The organism is Taklimakanibacter deserti (assembly GCA_003574785.1).
Genome location: QORU01000018.1, coordinates 14,746 through 33,532 on the forward strand (window position 1 = coordinate 14,746; position 18,787 = coordinate 33,532).

Genomic DNA, 18,787 nt, shown 5'->3' on the forward strand with positions numbered 1-18,787 from the left:
AATCTAGCGCAATTGGCTACGGGAATGCGACATCAGTGGCGGCCTATTCCACAGGGGGGTTCAGCCCGGGCTGAGCCGGCCGTCCTCGAGCTTCACCAGCCGCGTCATCCGGCGGGCGAGCTCGAAATTGTGCGTCGCGATCAGGGCTCCCACCCCTTCCTCGGCAATGACGCGAAGGAATTCGGCATGGACCTGGTCGGAGGTCTTGGGGTCGAGATTGCCGGTCGGCTCATCGGCAAGGAGCAGCAGCGGCCGATTGGCCAGAGCGCGCGAGATGGCGACGCGCTGCTGTTCACCGCCCGAAAGCTCGGCGGGGCGATGCTCGGCGCGTGGCGCGAGGCCGAAACGTTCCAGGAGCTCGAGCGCGCGCTTGCTCGCCGCGGGCTTGTCGGCGCCGGCGATGAGCTGCGGCATCATGATGTTCTCGAGCGCCGAGAATTCCGGCAGCAGGTGATGGAACTGGTAGACAAAGCCGATGCCGATGCGGCGGATGCGGGTGCGCGATGCGTCATCGAGCGCCGTGCAGTTCTGCCCGGCGACGAATACCTCGCCCGCCGTCGGCGTTTCGAGCAGGCCCGCAATATGGAGCAGCGATGATTTGCCCGAGCCCGACTGTCCGACGAGTGCTACGATCTCGCCCGGATGGACATCGAGGCTGATATCCAGGAACACATCGAGGCGGCTCGCGCCTTCCGAATAGGAGCGTGCGACATGGCGCAGTTCGAGGGCGGGCTTCAGTTCGTCGCTCATTCGTAGCGCAGAGCCTCGACCGGATCGAGCCGCGCCGCGCGCCACGCGGGATAGAGGGTCGCCAAGAATGAGAGCGCCAGCGACATGAGAACAATGCTCGCGGTCTGCACCGGCTCGATCTTGGCGGGGAGCTGCGAGAGATAATAGAGCTCCGGAGAAAACACTTCCGTGCCGGAGAGCCAGGTGACGAAACGGCGAATGCCGTCGACATTGAGGCAAATGACGAGACCGAGCAGAAAGCCGGCAAGCGTTCCGACGACACCGATGATCGCACCGGTCATGAAGAATATCCGCTGCACACTGCCGCTCGTCGCGCCCATGGTGCGCAGGATGGCGATGTCGTGCCCCTTGTCCTTCACCAGCATATAGAGGCCGGAAATGATGTTGAGCGCGGCCACCAGGATGATCATGGTCAGGACCAGGAACATCACATTGCGTTCGACCGCGAGCGCGCCGAAAAAAGCCTGGTTGCGCTGCTGCCAGGTCTGAATATCGAGACTCGGCCCCGCCGCGTCGAGGAGCGCCGGTTTCATCTCGCTGATCATGTCGGGATTGTCGACGGTGACCTCGATGGCGGAAGCCGCATTATCGACGACGAAATAGTCCTGCGCCTCGGCAAGCGGCATATAGATAACGCTTTCATCATATTCCGACATGCCGATCTTGAAGATGGCGACGACCGGATAGTCGCGGATGCGCGGTGCGGTGCCCATGACGGTCTCAGGGCCTGCGGGCGAGATGATCGTCAGCGTGCTGCCGAGGCCAAGGCCGTGCTTCCAGGCCATGCGCTCGCCGATCGCGACGCCGCCCGAGTTTTCGAAGCCATCCAATGACGGCACCTCATCGGGTGTGCCTAACTCCTTGAGAGCGGTGGTGAGGTTCTGGTTGTTGATGCTCGGCAGTTTCTTGAGATCGGCTTCGTGGACGCCGCGCACCAGCGCACCGGTATTGTTGCGCTGGGTCGAGGCCATGGCCTGGCCCTCGACGAAGGGCATGGCGTGGACGACGCCCGGCACCCTGGCGATGCGTGCCGTATCATTCTCATAATCGGTGATCGGCGCGGCATCGAGCGAATAGAAGGTCGCATGGCCGCTGAAGCCTAAGATCTTGTCGAGCAATTCGGCGCGGAAGCCGTTGAGCACCGCCATGACCACGATGAGGGTAGCGACGCCCAGCATGATGCCGAGGAACGAAATGAGCGAGATGACCGAGACGAAGCCCTCGCGGCGACGGGTCAACAGATAGCGCAGCGCCAGCATCCGCTCGAAGGGAGCGAAAGGCTTGGTGTCCGGCAGCGCCTTGTCCATCAGGCGGAGAACCTCGCCACGATGTCGGCAAGCGGTATGTTGCTGCGCTCACCGGTCTTGCGGTTCTTCACTTCGGCGATGCCGTCTTTCAGGCCGCGCGGGCCGATGATGACCTGCCAGGGCAATCCGATGAGGTCCATGACCTTGAATTTGCCGCCCGGCCGCTCGTCGGTGTCGTCATAGAGCACCTCGACGCCCTTGGCCTTAAGACCCTGATAGATCTTCTCGCAGGCCTGGTCGGTCTCGGCATCGCCCGCCTTCAGATTGATGAGGCCGAGTTTGAACGGCGCCACGGGCTCGGGCCAGATGATGCCGTTCTCATCATGGCTCGCCTCGATGATCCCGCCCACCAGGCGAGACACGCCAATTCCGTAGGATCCCGACTGCACCGGCACCTGCTTCCCGTCCGGCCCCTGGACCAGACATCCGAGAGGCTCAGAATATTTGGTGCCGAAGAAGAAAATATGGCCGACTTCGATCCCCCGGCCGGTCAGCCGGCGGGCCTCGGGCACGCGCTCCTCGAATTCCGCCTGGTCGTGCTTCTCGTCGGTCGCCGCATATTTGTTGGTGAAGTCCTCGACCAGCTTCGCGACCTTGCCGACATCATCATAGTCGATGTCGAAGTTGGTCCAGTCCATGTCGTAGAAATCACGGTCGAAGAAGACCGCGCTCTCGCCTGTATCGGCGAGGATGAGGAATTCATGGCTGTCCTTGCCGCCAATGGGACCGGTCTCGGCGCGCATCGGCACCGCCTTGAGGCCCATGCGGGCGAAGGTGCGCAAATAGGCGACGAACATCTTGTTGTAGGAATGCTGGCCGGTCTCGCGGTTGAGGTCGAAGGAGTAGGCATCCTTCATGAGAAATTCGCGGCCGCGCATGACGCCGAAGCGCGGGCGCACCTCGTCGCGGAATTTCCACTGGATGTGATAGAGGTTGCGCGGCAGGTCCTTGTAGCTCTGGACGCCCGAGCGGAAGATCTCGGTGATCATCTCCTCATTGGTCGGACCATAGAGCATGTCGCGATCATGCCGGTCCCTGATGCGCAGCATCTCAGGCCCATAGGCATTGTAGCGGCCGGATTTCTTCCAAAGGTCCGCCGACTGAATAGTCGGCATCAGAACCTCGATGGCCCCTGCCCGGTCCTGCTCTTCGCGGACGATCTGCTCAATCTTCTTGAGAACGCGGAAACCCATCGGCAACCAGGAGTAGCTGCCGGCCGCTTCCTGGCGGATCATGCCTGAACGCAGCATGAGCCTGTGGGATGCGATCTCGGCCTCCTTGGGGTCGTCGCGCAGAATGGGCATGAAATATTGGGAAATCCGCATGAAGAATCCTGTACGAGGAAAATCGGCGGCTCTTTTGAAGCGAATCCGGCCAGAACTCAAGCCAATAGAGGGGGCATCGGGCTGGGGTCAAGAAGATGCCTTACGGCGTCCCGTTATACCAACGAACGGAAATGCCCACGCGATGAGCAATTGCGGCCGAAAATTTCGCCACCGTTCCGTCACATTTCACGTGACAGGACTGTGAAATATGGCTAGCGTCGCCTCCCAATAACGACAAGGATGAGGGCCAGAAGCCCAAGTCTGGGGAGGAGTCTTCCGGCGCGCCGTCAAAGGCAGCAGCCGCCACAGGACGAAATCCTGGAGCGCAGTTGAAGACAAACACACTCAACAGAAAGCAAGGCGAAAGCCTTGCTTTTTTTATTGGGCGCCGCCGCTGACCCAAGGCCAGCCATACTGGATGGCGAAATAGATGATGGCGAAGACCACGGCGGCGACCACCGTGGTGATGAGCGCCTTCTTCCCCATCTGATGCTGGACCGGAGCCCCCGGCTCGTTGCCTTCCAATGTCGTCTCGCCCGCTTCATGCGCGTTCTTCACGCCCCAGGGCAGAATGGCGAACAGCACGATCCACCAGACGACGAAATAGATCGCGATCGCGGTCCCGATCTTCATGCCTGTTCGAGCTCGAGCAAGGTGCCGGAGAAATCCTTGGGATGAAGGAAGAGGACCGGCTTGCCATGGGCGCCGATCTTGGGCTCGCCGTCGCCCAATATGCGCGCCCCTTCCGCCTTCAGGCGATCGCGCGCCGCGATGATGTCTGCGACCTCATAGCAGACATGGTGGATGCCGCCCGACGGATTCTTGTCGAGGAAGCCCTTGATGGGCGAGGCATCACCCAGGGGCTCGAGAAGCTCGATCTTGGTGTTGGGCAATTCGACGAACACCACGGTCACTCCATGCGCGGGCTCCGCCTGCGGTGCCGAGACCTTGGCGCCCAGGACGTCGCGATAGATCCTGATCCCTTCGGCGAGATCGGGGACGGCAATGGCGACATGGTTCAAGCGGCCCAGCATGGGACTTTCCCTACTAAATGCGGGCGCAATCTATGGACGCCGGTGCGCCGGATCAATGCGGCCTTTAGGCCGATGCCGATGCCGTTCCATTCGCATTCAGATGCGTCAATATCCAGTGGCGGGATTCGGGCGCCCCGACGCCACGCGGACCAAAGACATGGCGTTCGAGGAAGAAGCCGGTCAGTTTGAGCCCATCCACGACGTCCGTCTGTCCCGGCCTCTCCGCCTGGATGCCTTTGAGGAAAGCCGGCAAGGCCAGCAGCCTCTCGTGATAGGCAAGGCCGGCGGCGCGGCTGACCGCCCTTCCCGTCTTGGGCGACACATAGACGAGGTCCTCGGTCGTGCCGGTCGCGGCACAGCGGGCGAGATCGAGCCCGAAACCCAACTCATCGAGAAGCCCGAGCTCCCAGCGCACCAGGAGCGCCGGCCAGGTGCCCTCATCCTCGAGCGCATCAAGAACGACCCGCATCGCCTCGTAAAGCCGCGGATGCGGCTCGCGCTCGGGCAGCAATTGGGCTTCGGCGGTCAACGTGGTCAGGGCGGCGAGCCGCATCGCCTCGCCGATCAGGAGGCCGGCCTTGAGCTCGAGCGGCTCCAGGGCGAAATTGCCGAGATGCTCCTCGAGGCGGGCGCGCCAGGTGGCCAGCACGATGTTTCCCGGCTGCAGGACCGGGCGCATATGCCGCGACCGGCCGCCGCGCACCAGGCCCAGCGAGCGTCCGCGCGTCGCGGTCAGGATCTCGGCGATGGCGCTACTCTCGCCATGGCGCTTGACCGCCAGAACAATGCCTTCGTCTTTCCATTCCATGGGATGCAGCGATCGAACTACATTGCTCTTCCGACTAGATTTCGTCCGGCCACTGCCGGGCACCATGTTGAACGAAGAGGACCTCGACCTGGGTATCTGTCACGCGATAAGCGACAATATAGGGCGTCCCGGGAATGACCAATTCGCGCGTGCCTTTGATTTCACCCACACGGCCGATAAAAGGATTCGCCGAAAGCAGTCGCCCGGTTTTACTATGGATCATCCTGACAATGCGGGCGGCAGCTCGTGGGTCGCGTTCACCAATATAATCGCCAATCGCTGCAAGTTCGATCAGATAGCGTCGGGTCCAGGCAATCCGCACGGCAGTCCGGTCAAGCCTAGCTGTACCTGTTGAGAACCGAGGCGATTTCTTCTTCAGTTGCGAATTCACCGCGGTCAGCGGCTTCGATGCCCTCCTGTACCCCGGCTACCCACTTCTCTTGCCAAGCCAGAGAGCGGCCATGGGCAAGCGCATCCTCGATGATCTGGCTGCGTGTCAGCGTGGTGCGCGCAACCAGCGCATCAATGCGGCGGTTGAGATCGTCAGGGATGATGTCGTTTTTGTCCATGCACCCATTTTGCCATAGCCAGGCCTAATCCAAAAGCCCCATCGCGCGCAGGCGCTCCGGGTCCTTGGCCCAACTCTCGCGCACCTTGACGAACAGGAACAGATGGACCCGCCGTTCGAAAGCCTTCTCGAGCTCGAGCCTCGCGGCCTGGCCCAGTGCCTTGATGGTCTGCCCGCCTTTGCCGAGCACGATCTTGCGCTGGCTCTCGCGCTCGACATAAATCACCTGGTCGATGCGCACCGAACCGTCCTTGCGCTCTTCCCATTTCTCGGTCTCGACCGTCGAGGCGTAGGGCAGTTCCTCATGCAGCCTTTCATAAAGCTTCTCGCGTGTCGCCTCGGCGGCGAGGAAGCGCAACGGCACATCGGCGATCTGGTCCTCGGCATAGAGCCACGGTCCTTCCGGCATGAGACCGGCAAGACGCTCGCGCAGCTTCTCGACTCCGCTGCCCGTGAGCGCGCTGATCATGAAGGTCTCGCGGAAGGCGAGAGCCTCGTTGAACCTGGCGGCCAGCTCCAGAAGCGCCTCAGGCCTGACGAGGTCGATCTTGTTGAGCGCCAGGAAGGCCTTGATGCCGTTCTTCTTCAGTCCCTCGATGATCAAAAGAACCTCATCGTCGAGGCCGCGGCGCACGTCGCACAGCAATATGACGGCATCGGCCTCGGCGGCACCCGCCCAGGCGCCCTCGACCATCGCTTCATCGAGCCGGCGCTTCGGCTTGAAGATGCCCGGCGTGTCGACGAAGATGACCTGGCTTTCGCCCATGACGACGATCGCCCGCAGCCGCGAGCGTGTCGTCTGGACCTTGTGCGAGACGATCGAGATTTTGGCGCCGGCGAGCGCGTTGACCAGCGTGGACTTGCCGGCATTGGGCGCGCCGATGATGGCGCAGAAACCGCAGCGCGTCGTCACTTGCGTATCTTTTCGCGGCGCAGGAAGGCTTCGGCCGCGAGCTGCTCGCCGATCCGCTTCGACTGCGCGCTGGCGATCGCCTCGGAGAAGCCATCGACGGTGACGCCGATGGTGAAATGAGGCGAATGATCCGGGCCGTCACGCGCCACGACCCGATAGGCTGGTATCGCCTTCGCTTGGCCGAGCGCCCATTCCTGCAGGAAGCTCTTGGCATCCTTGACGAGCTTGGTGCGGTTGGAAAGCCGCCTCTCCCACAGCCGCATGATCAGCGCCCGCGACGGCTCTAGCCCGCCATCGAGATACATGGCGCCGAGGATCGCCTCCATCACATCGCCCAGGATGAGCGTCTGGGTGGTCATCCCTTGCGCCTTTTCCTTCAGCCCGACCCGGATGTGCTCGGCGATGCCGAGCTCGCGCGCCGCGTCGGCGCAAGCCTCGGCACGCACCAGCAGGCTGAAATTCTGGGCGAGCGCTCCTTCCGCCTTGCGCGGATTGCGGACATAGAGCTCCTCGGCGATGACGAGCCCCAGGACCCGGTCGCCGAGAAATTCCAGCCGCTGATAGGTGGTGTTGGTCTTGCCCTTGCGGCCGCTGCCATGGGTGAGCGCGGCCTTGAGGAGATCGCGGTTGCGGAACGTGTAGCCGAGGAGCGCCGCGATCGACTGGTATTCCTGATCGGTAAATCGCGTGCGATCGGTGGTCACGGCCTCAATTCACGAGGTTGAAGAAGCGCAGCCAACGGATCGAGGTCGGCCATTTCCAGATCTGCCAGAAGGCGGCATCCGGCTCGATCGAGAAGAAGATGATATCGGCGCGGCCGACGAAGTTCTCATAAGGGACGTAACCGACCCCGCCGCCCGCGGCATTCTGGGCAAAACGGCTGTCGAGCGAGTTGTCGCGATTGTCGCCCATCATGAAATAGTGGGCGGGGGGCACGACATATTCGCCGGTATTGTCGGCGGCGCCGTTGGAAGTCTCGTCGAGCACATTGTAGCTGACGCCGTTGGGCAGGGTCTCGACATATTGCGGGACGGGACGGCCGACGCCCGGCCCCTGCTCGTCGACGAAATCGGCGATCCGCTGCTTGGACACCGCGACGCCGTTGATGTAGAGGACGCCGTTCTGCATCTGGACGCGGTCGCCCGGCAGGCCGATCACCCGCTTGATGTAATCCGTCTCATTGTCGCGGGGCAGCTTGAAAACCGCGACGTCGCCACGCTTGGGCTCGGCCGTCCAGAAGAAGCGGCCGTCCACCGGTATGGGGCCGAATTTGAACAGCTCGTTGCCGAAGAGATTCAGGCCGAAATTGAAGGAGTATTTGCTGTAGCCATAGGACAATTTGGAGACGAACAGATAGTCGCCGACCTTCAGCGTCGGATACATGGACTCCGATGGGATGTTGAAGGGCTGATAAAGGAACATGCGGACGGCGAAAGCGATCAGCAGGGCCTGAATGATGACCTTGATCGTATCCCAGAACCCGTCTTCGGATTTCTTACGGGAATCCCGCGCCGCCGCCGCCATATTATGATCTTTCATATGTTTCACAGTATCCATGCCAGTTCCGGGCCGGCCCGTTTTCCTGCCTATAGTACGCATATATGCCCGATTCAACGGTAGGAAAGATTACATCCCGGCATTGCAGCCCCTCTTCCCGGGATTAGGCCCAACCCGGCCCATCTTCAGGCTTTACACCCGGAAGTCCTTCAGGCTTCCAACGGCAATGCCTCGATGATCACAAATGCCTGGGCATAGGGAAAATCATCGGTGATGGTGAGGTGGATCTGCGGCCTGTGCCCTCGCGGCACAAGGCTCGCCAGCCGCTTGCCGGCGCCGCCCGTCAGCACCATGGTCGGTTTGCCCGAAGGCTCGTTCACCACCCCCAGGTCGCGCCAGAAGACGCCCCGGCTGAAACCGGTGCCCAAGGCCTTGGAGCAGGCTTCCTTAGCGGCATAGCGCTTGGCATAGGAGGCCGCCCGTTCGGCCCGGCGGTCCGACTTGCGCCGCTCGATCTCGGTGAAGACGCGATTCGTGAAACGCTCGCCATAGCGCTCGAGCGTCTTCTCGATCCGCCTTATGTCGATCATGTCGTTGCCGAGGCCGATGATCATTTGAGGCCCCGGCTGCCCGGCTTCACGGCCGGGAGGGCGGCGAGGTCGGGCGGCAGCTCGTCGGCGGGATAGGTCGGGATTTCAACACTGGCGAGCGCCGACAGCGGCGTGCCGAGATCGGCCTTGCCGCCGGAACGGTCGATCAGGCAGGCCGCTCCCACGGTCTCGCCTCCCTCCTCATGGATGCCGGCAATGCATTCGCGCGAGGACAGGCCCGTGGTCACGATGTCCTCCACCATGAGAACGCGCGCCCCTTTGTCGATGGTGAAGCCGCGCCTCAGGCTGAGCTTGCCCTCGACCCGCTCGAAGAAGATGGAGGGAACCCCCAATTGGCGCGCCATCTCATAGCCGACGACGACGCCGCCCATGGCGGGCGAGGCGACCAGATCGATCCTGCCGCCGATCTTCGCCTTCACCTTCTGAGCGAGAACGGCACACAGGCGGGCGGCCCGCGCCGGGTCCATCAGGACACGTGCGCACTGCAGGTAGCGCGGGCTGTGCAGCCCCGATGTGAGCACGAAATGCCCTTCGAGCAATGCGCCCGCCGCCCTGAACTCCGCCAGAACCTCGTCATTGGTCATGCCTTTTTCCTATCCCTCGGCGCGGTCGACCGAGCTCACCAGAGGCTTGAGCTGGAGGTCGCGCATGATTTGGTTGAGATGCTTGAGGTCATGTACCTCAAGCAGGATGTCGAGATCAAAGAAATCGCGCGCCCCGCCCTGGGTGACCATTTGCAATTCATCGATATTGGCGCCCGAATCGCCGATCACCTGGGTGACCTGCGCCAGGGCCCCGACTTCGTTATGGACCTTGACCAGGATGCGCGCCGGGAAGCGCTGGCCTTCGGTGGTCGTGTCCCAGGTCAGGTCGATCCAGCGATCGGGCTCGCTGTCGAAACTTTCCAGCGCCCGGGCGAAGATCGGGTGGATGACGATGCCCTCGCCCGGCATGCGGATGCCGACGATGCGTTCGCCCGGAACGGCGCCGGTGGCGAGCGAGAATTTGAGCGCCTGGTCGCGTCCGGCGCCGCGTATGGGTATGCCCGATTCAGCTTCGCCGTGGCGGGTGGCCGGCTTCTTGCGCTGGGGTGTCGGGGCTTCGATTGCAAGTCCCATGGCCTTGAGTATGTCGGCGGCGGCGAGTTCGCCCCGCCCGACGGCCGACAGGGCGTCTTCCAGATTCTTGTGGCCGGTGCGCGTGATCGCCGCGGCAACATCGGCCTTGACGAAGCTCTTGCCGACCTTCTCCAGGAGCCGTTCGACGATCTCCTTGCCGAGGCCGGCATATTGGCGGCGCGTGGCGAGCCGGGTGGCGCGGCGGATGGCGGCGCGCGCCTTGCCGGTGACGGCAAGCCCTTCCCAGGCGGCGGGCGGCACCTGCGCCTCCGATCTGATGATCTCCACCTCATCGCCATTGTCGAGCTGGGTGACGAGGGGCGCATGACGGCCGTTGATGCGGCAGCCGACGCAACTGTCCCCGATGCTCGTATGGACGGCATAAGCGAAGTCGATCGGCGTGGCGCCGCGCGGCAAAGCGATGAGCTGGCCCTTGGGGGTGAAGCAGAAGACCTGGTCCTGAAACAGCTCGAGGCGCGTATGCTCCAGGAACTCGCGCGGGCTTTCGCCTTCCGACAGCATCTCGACCAGGTGCCTCAGCCAGCGATAGGCGTTGGACTCGGCTGAGGGCACACGCACGCCGTTCACGGCATCGGCGGGCCGGCGCACATCCTTATAGAGCGCATGCGCCGCGACGCCACGCTCGGCGATTTCGTTCATCTCGCGGGTGCGGATCTGCATCTCGACACGGCGGTGGTGCGGGCCGATGACCGTCGTATGGAGCGACTGATAGTCGTTCTGCTTCGGCGTCGAGATATAGTCCTTGAAACGGCCGGGCACGGCGCGCCAGGTGCGGTGCGCGACGCCCAGCGCCCGATAGCATTCATCGACGCTGGTAACGATCACCCGAAAGCCGAAGATATCGGAGAGCTGGCCGAGCGACAGGCTCTTGCGCTCCATCTTGCGCCAGATCGAATAAGGCCGTTTCTCGCGGCCGGTCACCTTGGCGTCGATGCCATTGGCCTTGAGCTCGGCCTTGAGCTCCTTTTCGATCTCGAGCAGGAGGCTGCCGCTTTCCTCATGCAGGCGGTCGAGCCGCTTCTTCACCGTGGCGAAGGCGTCGGGGTTGAGCACCCGGAAGCTGATATCCTCGAGCTCCTCGCGCACATTCTGCATGCCCATGCGCCCGGCGAGCGGCGCATAGATGTCCATCGTCTCCTGAGCGATGCGGACCTTCTTGTCCTGCGCCATGTGGCCGAGCGTGCGCATATTGTGCAAACGGTCGGCAAGCTTGACCAGGAGCACGCGCACGTCCTTGGCCATGGCGAGAAGGAGCTTGCGCAGGTTCTCGGCCTGGGTCGCTTCCTTGGTGACGAGGTCGAGGCGCTTGATCTTGGTGAGGCCGTCAACGAGGGAGGCGATCTCGTGGCCGAACTTCTCCTCGATCTGTGCCTGGGTTGCCTCGGTGTCCTCAACCACATCATGAAGAAGGGCGGCGGCAATGGTGGCGCCGTCGAGCTTCATCTCGGCGAGGATCGCCGCCACTTCCAGCGGATGATTGAAATAAGCCTCGCCCGAGGCGCGCTTCTGGCCGCCATGCGCCTTCATGGCATAGACATAGGCGCGGTTGAGCAGGTCCTCATCGGCACCCCGATCATAGGACATGACCCGTTCAACCAGCTCGAACTGCCGCATCATGGCGCTGTCTTAACCACCGCAATCACGGCGATAGTAACGGAAAAAAAGCTTAAAGCGAGACCTCCACCGACAAGCCTCGCCACCCAAAACTTCATATAAGGATTGGATCGGGACGCATCGGAAGGCCTTCCGCCATGACTTCAAGACGCCGCCCGAAATGCAGCGTCAGAAGTTGCTCGATGTTTTGAAGGCTGGAGCGGACCGGCTCAGTAGCCGTTGCGCTGGCTGCCGGGGCTTTCCGCAGGGGGAAGTCCCTCGAGGCCACGCAGCAGCTCCTCTTCGGTCATGCGCTCCATATCGGCCTGGTCGGTTTCCGGCTGATCATTGACGACCGACATGTCGCCCGACTGCTGGATGAGCGGGACCTCGCTCTGCTCGGGCTCGTCGACCTCGACATGCTTCTGCATGGCGTGGATATATTCCTCGCGCAGGTCGTCGGTATTCACCGTCTCGTCGGCGATCTCGCGCAAGGCGACGACGGGATTCTTGTCGTTGTCGCGCTCGACGGAAAGCGGGGCACCCTGCGAAATCATCCGCGCACGATGGGCGGACAGGAGGACCAGCTCGAACCGGTTCGGGAGCTTGTCGATGCAGTCTTCAACAGTAACGCGCGCCATGGGGCTCGTTCATTCCTTGATAGGGATCGGGATGGCGGCCTTTTAGGCGCAACGCCTTGAAAATGCAAGCCCGTGCCGGACCAGCCCGAAGCACCCCCGGTGGTCCGCCCGGCAGCTCTTCCCCCAGCCCACCCGGCCGGGTTTCGGCATATTTCATAAGGCCTTAAAGCAAGTCCATGCCGCATGCGCCAACAGGCCTATCAGGACGACCCTTATGTAGTACTGTTCGCCGGGCAATTTACCGGTTGCCGGAGCGCCAGTCTTGCGCTGCTTTTCCAGGACGATGTCAGGCCGTGACCAGGTGAGGATCAGGCCAAAAGCGAGCCAGGCAAGCAGAACGACCTCTGCGACCAAGGCCAATGCGAGCGATTGCATAAAAAATGCCAAGGCCATCAAGCCGCTGCCCAGCCCCAACGTGAATAACGAAGGTTCGCGGAGAGAAATCATCCTGCCTGCTTCAGAGCACACCCCCAATGTAAGAACAAGGCAGGCCTGCCCTTTCCTTGACTTTCAGACGGCCTTCGGCCATATCCCGCGCCAACTGAAGCCGGGCCTTGAGGGCTCGAGGAGATTTATTATGGCCAAAGGCAATGTGATCAAGATCAAGCTGCAGTCGACGGCGGATACGGGTTACTTTTATGTGACCAAGAAGAACTCGCGCACCAAGACCGACAAGCTCACCTTCAAGAAGTACGACCCGGTGGCGCGCAAGCACGTCGATTTCAAGGAAACGAAAATCAAGTAAGACCGATATTCCGCTTTTGCATGAAAGGCATCGCCGTCAAGGCGATGCCTTTTTGATATCATCTCTCCATTCCCGTCCCCTCGCCGCATAAGGAGATGCGCCATGGCTGCCGCCGAAGACTATCGTACCCAGATCGCCCAGGTCTCATATCGCAATCAGGCTTTCATCAACGGCAAGTTCGCGCCTTCGGCTTCCGGCAAGACCTTCGACCGCATTTCGCCGATCGACGGCAAAGTGCTCACCAAGGTCGCCGAATGCGACAAGGAAGATGTCGAGCGCGCAGTCAAGGCGGCCCGTGCCGTCTTCGAGAAGGGGACCTGGTCGCAAATGGCGCCGGCGCAGCGCAAACGCATCCTGCTGAAATGGGTGGCGCTGATCGAGAAGCATCGCGAGGAGCTGGCGTTGCTCGAAACGCTCGATGTCGGCAAGCCGATCGCCAATGCGCTCGCCGTCGATCTCGCCTCCTCCATCCGCTGCCTGCAGTGGTATGCCGAGACCACCGACAAGGTCTATGACGAGCTGGCCCCGGCGCGGCCTGATTCGATCTCGATGATCACGCGCGAGCCGATCGGCGTCGTGGGCTGCGTGGTGCCGTGGAACTTCCCGCTCTTGATGGCCTCCTGGAAGCTTGGACCGGCGCTCGCGACCGGCAATTCCGTCATCCTGAAGCCCGCCGAGCAGTCGCCGCTGACGGCGCTGCGCGTCGCCGAGCTTGCCGCCGAAGCGGGCCTTCCCGAGGGCGTGCTCAACGTGCTGCCGGGCTTTGGCGAGACCGCCGGCCAGGCGCTCGGCCGCCATATGGACGTCGACATGATCGCCTTCACCGGTTCGACCGAGGTCGGCAAATACTTCCTGCGCTATGCGGGCGAGAGCAACATGAAGCATGTGGCGCTCGAGACCGGCGGCAAGTCGCCCAATATCGTCTTCGGCGACGTCGCCGACATCAATCATGCGGCGGCGACCGCGGCAGCCGGGGTGTTCTACAATTCGGGCCAAGTGTGCACGGCGGCGACGCGCATCATCGTCCAGGAGAAGATCAAGGATCAGTTCATCGAGCTCGTCGCCAAGCATGCCGACAAATGGCGGCCCAAGGACCCGCTCGATCCCAAGACCACCATGGGCGCCATGGTCGATGAGAGCCAGATGGACCGCGTCCTCGGCTATATCGATATCGGCCGCAAGGAAGGCGCCAAGGTCGCCTTTGGCGGCGAACGGGCCAGGCGCAATACCGGCGGCTTCTATGTCGAGCCGACGATCTTCGATGATGTGAAGAACTCGATGCGCATCGCGCAAGAGGAGATCTTCGGACCGGTGGTGGCGACCATCACCTTCAAGGACGACGAAGAAGCGGTGAAGATCGCCAATGACACGATCTATGGCCTGCAGGCGAGCCTGTGGACCAGGGACATCACCCGCGCGCACAAGGTCGCCCGGGCTCTGCGCGCCGGCACGGTCAATATCAATTCAACCGATGGCGGCGATATCACCGCACCCTTCGGCGGCTACAAGCAGTCCGGCATCGGGCGCGACAAGTCGCTGCATGCCTTGGAAAAATATCAGCAGATCAAGCACACCTACATCCAACTGTGATGATAGGGCCATAAAAGGCGCCGGCCCGGATGCGTAATATCGAGGAGGCCACTCGATGCGCTTCCGGACCGGCTAAGCCCCTCGTTTCAGGAGATGCGGCGGACCTGACCCGTGGGGCATTCTTTGGCCTTGCGGCCCTGATTTACGGTGGTGGCTGCCGATTGCGGCGCCATCACGTTTTGCTCTTGATTTCCTGCCTGAGTATTTCCCTAAGGGAAATCGTTTCCTTTTGGGATCACGCCCAGCGCTAGCAAGAACCGCGCCGTTGTGGCGGCGCAACCAAGACGCATAAAGTTTTAATTGAATTTATAGGCTTTGGGGAGCCCATTACTTGCGACCAGGGCCGGATTATTGTGCTCAGCAATAAATTGTTACGTTCAGCGAAAGGCCGATTACTTGGCGGCCGCGGCGAAGTCTTCACCTTCACCGCGAACGGCAAGGCCTAAGAGTTTGATTTTTCTATGTAATGCTGATCTCTCCATGCCCACGAACTGGGCCGTGCGTGAGATATTGCCGCCAAAACGGGAAAGCTGTGCCGCTACGTAATCTCGTTCGAAGGCCTCGCGCGCCTCACGCAGCGGAAGGGCCAGAAGATGCTCGCCCCCGAAGCCCGTGGCTGCCGGCGTCAAGGCAGCGCCCACATCGGAAGGCAGCATCGCTGCGGTGATCTCGCTCCCAGGATCACCGCCCGCCAAGATCATGACCCGTTCGATATTGTTGCGCAGCTGGCGCACATTACCCGGCCAGTCCTGGGTCTGGAGCATGGCGATCGCATCGGTCGCGAGCTTGCGGTGCGGTTGCCCTGAGGTCACGGAATAGAGCCTGGAGAAATATTCGATGAGCTCGGGGATGTCCTCGCGCCGCTCCGCCAGCGAGGGCACACGCACCGGCACGACGCTCAGGCGGTGATAGAGGTCCTCGCGGAAACGGCCCTCTGAAATCAATGTCGACAGGTCGCGGCCCGTCGAGGAGACGATGCGCACGTCGACCTTGACCTTCTTGCCGCCCCCTACCCGCTGGAACGTCTGCTCCACCAGGACGCGCAGCACCTTGCCTTGCGTCTCGACTGGCATGTCGGCGATCTCGTCGATATAAAGCGTGCCGCTATGGGCCTCCTCCAGCGCGCCGACGCGCTGGGTGGCGCCCGATCCATCCTCGATGCCGAAGAGCTCCTCTTCCATCCGCTCGGGCGCCATGGTCGCGGCGCTCAATATGACGAAGGGGCCGTTGGCGCGCTGTGACATCTCATGCAGGCCGCGCGCGGCAAGCTCCTTGCCGGCCCCCATGGGGCCGGTGATCAGAATGCGGCTGTTGGAGGGCGCGATCTTCTTCAGCGTCTGGCGCAACTGCCGCATGGCCATGGACGAGCCCAGCAGCTCGGAATCGGCGCCGGTGCGACCCTTGAGCGCCTCATTCTCGCGCCTGAGCCTCGATGCCTCGAGCGCCCGGCCGACGACCAGGATGAGCCGGTCGGCATTGAACGGCTTCTCGATATAGTCGTAGGCGCCGCGCTTGATGGCCGAGACCGCCGTCTCGATATTGCCGTGGCCGGAAATGATGACGACCGGCAGTTCGGGATGCCGCTCGCGGATGACGGTCAAGAGATCGAGACCGTCGAGCTTGGATTCCTGCAGCCAGATGTCGAGGACGATCAGCGAGGGACGGCGGTCGGCCAAGGCGGCGAGTGCCGCATCGCTGTTGCGCGCCAGGCGCGTCTCATAGCCCTCGTCCTGGAGGATGCCCGAAATCAGTTCCCGGATGTCCGCTTCGTCATCTACGATGAGAATATCTGCTGCCATATTACTTAACCCCATGGATCACGATGATTCTGGATCTTCCAATCCAGCATCATCGTGATCTCTTCCACTAATCGCATCCTGCTCATGCCGTCGCCGCGACCTGCTCTTGCAGAAGCGGCATGAAACTCAAGGTGACGCGGGCGCCGTGTCCGCCATCGAAATCCGCGGGCGCGTCATCCAGCACGACGCGGCCCTGATGTTCCTCCATGATCCGTTTGACGATCGCTAGCCCCAAACCGGTGCCCTTCGCCCTGGTCGTCATATAGGGCTCGGTCAGGCGATGGCGGTTCTCCTTGGGCAAGCCGACACCATTGTCGGTCACACTGATGAAGGGCGCGCGATTCTCGATGCCGGCTTCGACCAGGATCTTGCCCTTCACCGCCTGATCGTCGTGCAGGCGCGCCTCGATGGCTTCGCGCGCGTTCTTGACCAGATTGGTCACCGCCTGGGTGATCAGGCGCCGGTCGAAGGCGAAGTCGATGCGGTCATCGGCAAGCCTGACGTCGATATCGAGATCGCCGGCCGAAACGCGCTGCAGAATGGTCGCCTCCCGCACCACTGCCGCCATGTCCTGCATCTCGAGACTGGCGCTCGGCATGCGCGCGAAGGCCGAGAACTCGTCGACCATGCGCCCGATGTCGCCCACCTGACGGATGATGGTGTCGGTGCATTGCTCGAAGATCTGCTTGTCGGTCTGGATCTCGCGGCCGTATTTGCGCTTCAGCCGTTCAGCCGAGAGCTGGATCGGGGTCAGCGGGTTCTTGATCTCATGGGCGATGCGCCGGGCGATGTCGGCCCAGGCCGAATTGCGCTGCGCCGACACCAACTCGGAAATATCGTCGAAGGTGACGACATAGCCGTGATCGTCGCTGTCCGCGGCCTCGGTGGTGACACGCACGACGAAATTGCGCTCATGAGTGCCGACCCGCATGTTCACCTGACCTTCGGCCCAACCCGAGACGCGCGACAGAGCCTGCTCGAACACGGCGGAAAAGGCCGGCAGGACATCGGAGAGCCGGCGGCCGAGAAGATCGCGCTCGGCCGTGCCGATGAGAGTGATGGCGGAGGGATTGACGAGCGATATCTCGCCATCCGGCTCGACGCCGATGACGCCGGCCGAAACGCCGGAGAGCATCGCTTCGGTGAACCGGCGGCGCTCGTCGAGCTGGAGATTGGCGGTCATGAGCTCGTTGCGCTGTTCCTTCAACTGATAGGTCATGCGGTTGAAGGCGCGCGCCAGCGTCTGCAGGTCGCCGGGCCCCTGGACCTCGCTCACCTTGGCGTCGAGATCGCCCGCCGAGACGCGCCGCGCCGCATTGAGCAGGCTCACCACCGGCGCCACGATGCGGTCGGCGAACCAGAGGCCAAGCCAGATGGCGGCGAGCAGGAAGATGAGCGAGACGCCCGCATACATGAGGGCGAAGGTGATCTGGACGCCCGAGCGCTGCGACAGCAACTGGTCATATTCGGCTTTGGCGGCGCGCGTCTCGTCGAGCTGGTCGATGACCGACGGGTTGATGGCGCGATAGACATAAAGATATTCGGACGGATAGTTGGTGAGCTTGATCAACGCCCGGATGATATTGCCGCCCTCGCCCGGGGGAATGACCACGAGCTCGCCCTTGTCGGCGCGCTCGATCGCCTCGGCCGGAGGGGCGCGAAAGGCGATCTTGTTGTTGAGAGTGATGTTGGCATCGATGCGCTTGAAGGCGGTGTCGAAGACGAAGGCTCCGACCAGGCCGCGCAAGGCGGCGTGACGGGCGACGCGGCGGACGAAATCCGGCCGGTCACTGTCGAAGAGGAGCTTCTGGTTGTTGAGGTCGGCGGCGATGGAAGCGATATCCCCGCGCGCTGTCTCGCCATGGTCACGCATATAGGCTTCCGCCACCGTCACGGCGGAATCGACGATGGAACGGGTACGCTCGGAGAACCAGGCATCGAGGCCGCGATTGAGGGTGACGGCGGCAAAAGCGGCGACGATGAGCGCCGGCAGGGCGGCAACCAGGCTGAACAGCGAGACCAGCCTGATATGGAGGCCGGCGCCCGCCGTGCCACGCCTCCGGGCGATGATGAGCGACCACACCTGCCACAGGATCATGCCCACCATGATCAGCACCAGGACGAGGTTGCCGCCCAAAAGCCAGGTGATGATGTCCGGGGTGGGCTTGATCGGCGACAGGCCGGTCAGGATCGTATAGGTGGCGAGGCCGGCGAGGATCGACAGGCATACGACGGCGATGCCCACTATTCCCGGCAGGCGGGACAGGCGCGAATGCTTGTCGGTCTCAATGTTGTCCGTCAGGGCCATAAATCTCCCCCGCCTCAAGCGGCACTGTGGCAAGGAATCCACAACTATCGTGGCAAATTTGCGACAGTGGTATTCCGCCACTTTTCCCGCAGGAGGAGAATTTCAAATAATTTCAATTATTAAGGGAAACAGCTCGACGAGCATATGCCGTAACGTCAT

Annotated in this window: 20 protein-coding genes; 2 read left to right on the plus strand and 18 right to left on the minus strand. The window is 62.3% G+C overall.

The window, feature by feature from the left end; translation table 11 throughout:
* Positions 1 to 60: 60 nt before the first annotated feature.
* The 16 genes from DS839_RS29925 to DS839_RS30000 form a co-directional block, all read right to left on the minus strand.
* Positions 61 to 750 (minus strand): ABC transporter ATP-binding protein, encoded by a 690-nt coding sequence (locus DS839_RS29925; protein ID WP_119274180.1) that lies wholly within the window; start codon positions 748 to 750, stop codon positions 61 to 63.
* A complete protein-coding gene (locus tag DS839_RS29930) occupies positions 747 to 2,057 on the minus strand; it encodes a lipoprotein-releasing ABC transporter permease subunit (protein WP_119274181.1) in 1,311 nt (436 codons plus the stop codon). Before DS839_RS29930 ends, DS839_RS29925 begins: the two co-directional genes overlap by 4 nt.
* Positions 2,057 to 3,382, minus strand: a complete 1,326-nt coding sequence (gene proS, locus DS839_RS29935) for a proline--tRNA ligase (RefSeq protein ID WP_119274182.1) — start codon at positions 3,380 to 3,382, stop codon at positions 2,057 to 2,059. The genes DS839_RS29930 and proS overlap by 1 nt, the downstream gene beginning before the upstream one ends.
* Positions 3,383 to 3,760: 378 nt before the next feature.
* On the minus strand, positions 3,761 to 4,015 hold the full coding sequence (locus tag DS839_RS29940; protein ID WP_119274183.1) for a DUF1467 family protein: 255 nt from the start codon (positions 4,013 to 4,015) through the stop codon (positions 3,761 to 3,763).
* Positions 4,012 to 4,416: a methylmalonyl-CoA epimerase gene (gene mce, locus DS839_RS29945; protein ID WP_119274184.1), complete on the minus strand. Its 405-nt coding sequence runs from the start codon at positions 4,414 to 4,416 to the stop codon at positions 4,012 to 4,014. The genes DS839_RS29940 and mce overlap by 4 nt, the downstream gene beginning before the upstream one ends.
* Positions 4,417 to 4,480: 64 nt before the next feature.
* The gene (recO, locus tag DS839_RS29950) at positions 4,481 to 5,224 is read right to left on the minus strand and encodes a DNA repair protein RecO (protein WP_119274185.1); all 744 of its coding nucleotides are present in this window, start codon (positions 5,222 to 5,224) and stop codon (positions 4,481 to 4,483) included.
* Positions 5,225 to 5,258: 34 nt separating this feature from the next.
* On the minus strand, positions 5,259 to 5,546 hold the full coding sequence (locus tag DS839_RS29955) for a type II toxin-antitoxin system RelE/ParE family toxin (RefSeq protein WP_119274186.1): 288 nt from the start codon (positions 5,544 to 5,546) through the stop codon (positions 5,259 to 5,261).
* A 16-nt stretch (positions 5,547 to 5,562) separates the two neighbouring features.
* Positions 5,563 to 5,793: a CopG family ribbon-helix-helix protein gene (locus tag DS839_RS29960; protein WP_119274187.1), complete on the minus strand. Its 231-nt coding sequence runs from the start codon at positions 5,791 to 5,793 to the stop codon at positions 5,563 to 5,565.
* Positions 5,794 to 5,817: 24 nt separating this feature from the next.
* On the minus strand, positions 5,818 to 6,705 hold the full coding sequence (gene era, locus DS839_RS29965; protein WP_119274188.1) for a GTPase Era: 888 nt from the start codon (positions 6,703 to 6,705) through the stop codon (positions 5,818 to 5,820).
* Positions 6,702 to 7,409 (minus strand): ribonuclease III, encoded by a 708-nt coding sequence (gene rnc, locus DS839_RS29970; RefSeq protein WP_162918898.1) that lies wholly within the window; start codon positions 7,407 to 7,409, stop codon positions 6,702 to 6,704. The genes era and rnc overlap by 4 nt, the downstream gene beginning before the upstream one ends.
* Positions 7,410 to 7,413: 4 nt before the next feature.
* Positions 7,414 to 8,244 carry a signal peptidase I gene (lepB, locus tag DS839_RS29975; RefSeq protein WP_368912002.1) on the minus strand — a complete coding sequence of 277 codons (831 nt, stop codon included), beginning with the start codon at positions 8,242 to 8,244 and terminating at the stop codon, positions 7,414 to 7,416.
* A 167-nt stretch (positions 8,245 to 8,411) separates the two neighbouring features.
* Positions 8,412 to 8,816, minus strand: a complete 405-nt coding sequence (gene acpS, locus DS839_RS29980) for a holo-ACP synthase (RefSeq protein ID WP_119274190.1) — start codon at positions 8,814 to 8,816, stop codon at positions 8,412 to 8,414.
* Entirely contained in the window at positions 8,813 to 9,397 is a 585-nt protein-coding gene (gene pyrE, locus DS839_RS29985; protein WP_119274191.1) for an orotate phosphoribosyltransferase, read from the minus strand. Before pyrE ends, acpS begins: the two co-directional genes overlap by 4 nt.
* A 9-nt stretch (positions 9,398 to 9,406) precedes the next feature.
* The gene (locus DS839_RS29990) at positions 9,407 to 11,569 is read right to left on the minus strand and encodes a RelA/SpoT family protein (protein ID WP_119274192.1); all 2,163 of its coding nucleotides are present in this window, start codon (positions 11,567 to 11,569) and stop codon (positions 9,407 to 9,409) included.
* A 206-nt stretch (positions 11,570 to 11,775) separates the two neighbouring features.
* Positions 11,776 to 12,186: a DNA-directed RNA polymerase subunit omega gene (gene rpoZ, locus DS839_RS29995; protein WP_119274193.1), complete on the minus strand. Its 411-nt coding sequence runs from the start codon at positions 12,184 to 12,186 to the stop codon at positions 11,776 to 11,778.
* A gap of 153 nt (positions 12,187 to 12,339) precedes the next feature.
* Positions 12,340 to 12,633 (minus strand): hypothetical protein, encoded by a 294-nt coding sequence (locus DS839_RS30000; RefSeq protein WP_119274194.1) that lies wholly within the window; start codon positions 12,631 to 12,633, stop codon positions 12,340 to 12,342.
* 130 nt (positions 12,634 to 12,763) lie between these two features.
* Here DS839_RS30000 and rpmG point away from each other — a divergent pair, with 130 nt between their 5' ends.
* Positions 12,764 to 12,931 carry a 50S ribosomal protein L33 gene (rpmG, locus tag DS839_RS30005; RefSeq protein WP_119274195.1) on the plus strand — a complete coding sequence of 56 codons (168 nt, stop codon included), beginning with the start codon at positions 12,764 to 12,766 and terminating at the stop codon, positions 12,929 to 12,931.
* A gap of 102 nt (positions 12,932 to 13,033) precedes the next feature.
* Entirely contained in the window at positions 13,034 to 14,521 is a 1,488-nt protein-coding gene (locus DS839_RS30010) for an aldehyde dehydrogenase (protein WP_119274196.1), read from the plus strand.
* A 392-nt stretch (positions 14,522 to 14,913) separates the two neighbouring features.
* Here DS839_RS30010 and ntrX read toward each other — a convergent pair whose 3' ends face one another.
* Together ntrX and DS839_RS30020 are read right to left on the minus strand one after the other, a co-directional pair.
* Positions 14,914 to 16,320 (minus strand): nitrogen assimilation response regulator NtrX, encoded by a 1,407-nt coding sequence (gene ntrX / locus DS839_RS30015; protein WP_119274198.1) that lies wholly within the window; start codon positions 16,318 to 16,320, stop codon positions 14,914 to 14,916.
* 82 nt (positions 16,321 to 16,402) lie between these two features.
* Positions 16,403 to 18,628 carry a sensor histidine kinase NtrY-like gene (locus tag DS839_RS30020; protein ID WP_119274200.1) on the minus strand — a complete coding sequence of 742 codons (2,226 nt, stop codon included), beginning with the start codon at positions 18,626 to 18,628 and terminating at the stop codon, positions 16,403 to 16,405.
* Positions 18,629 to 18,787 lie beyond the last annotated feature (159 nt).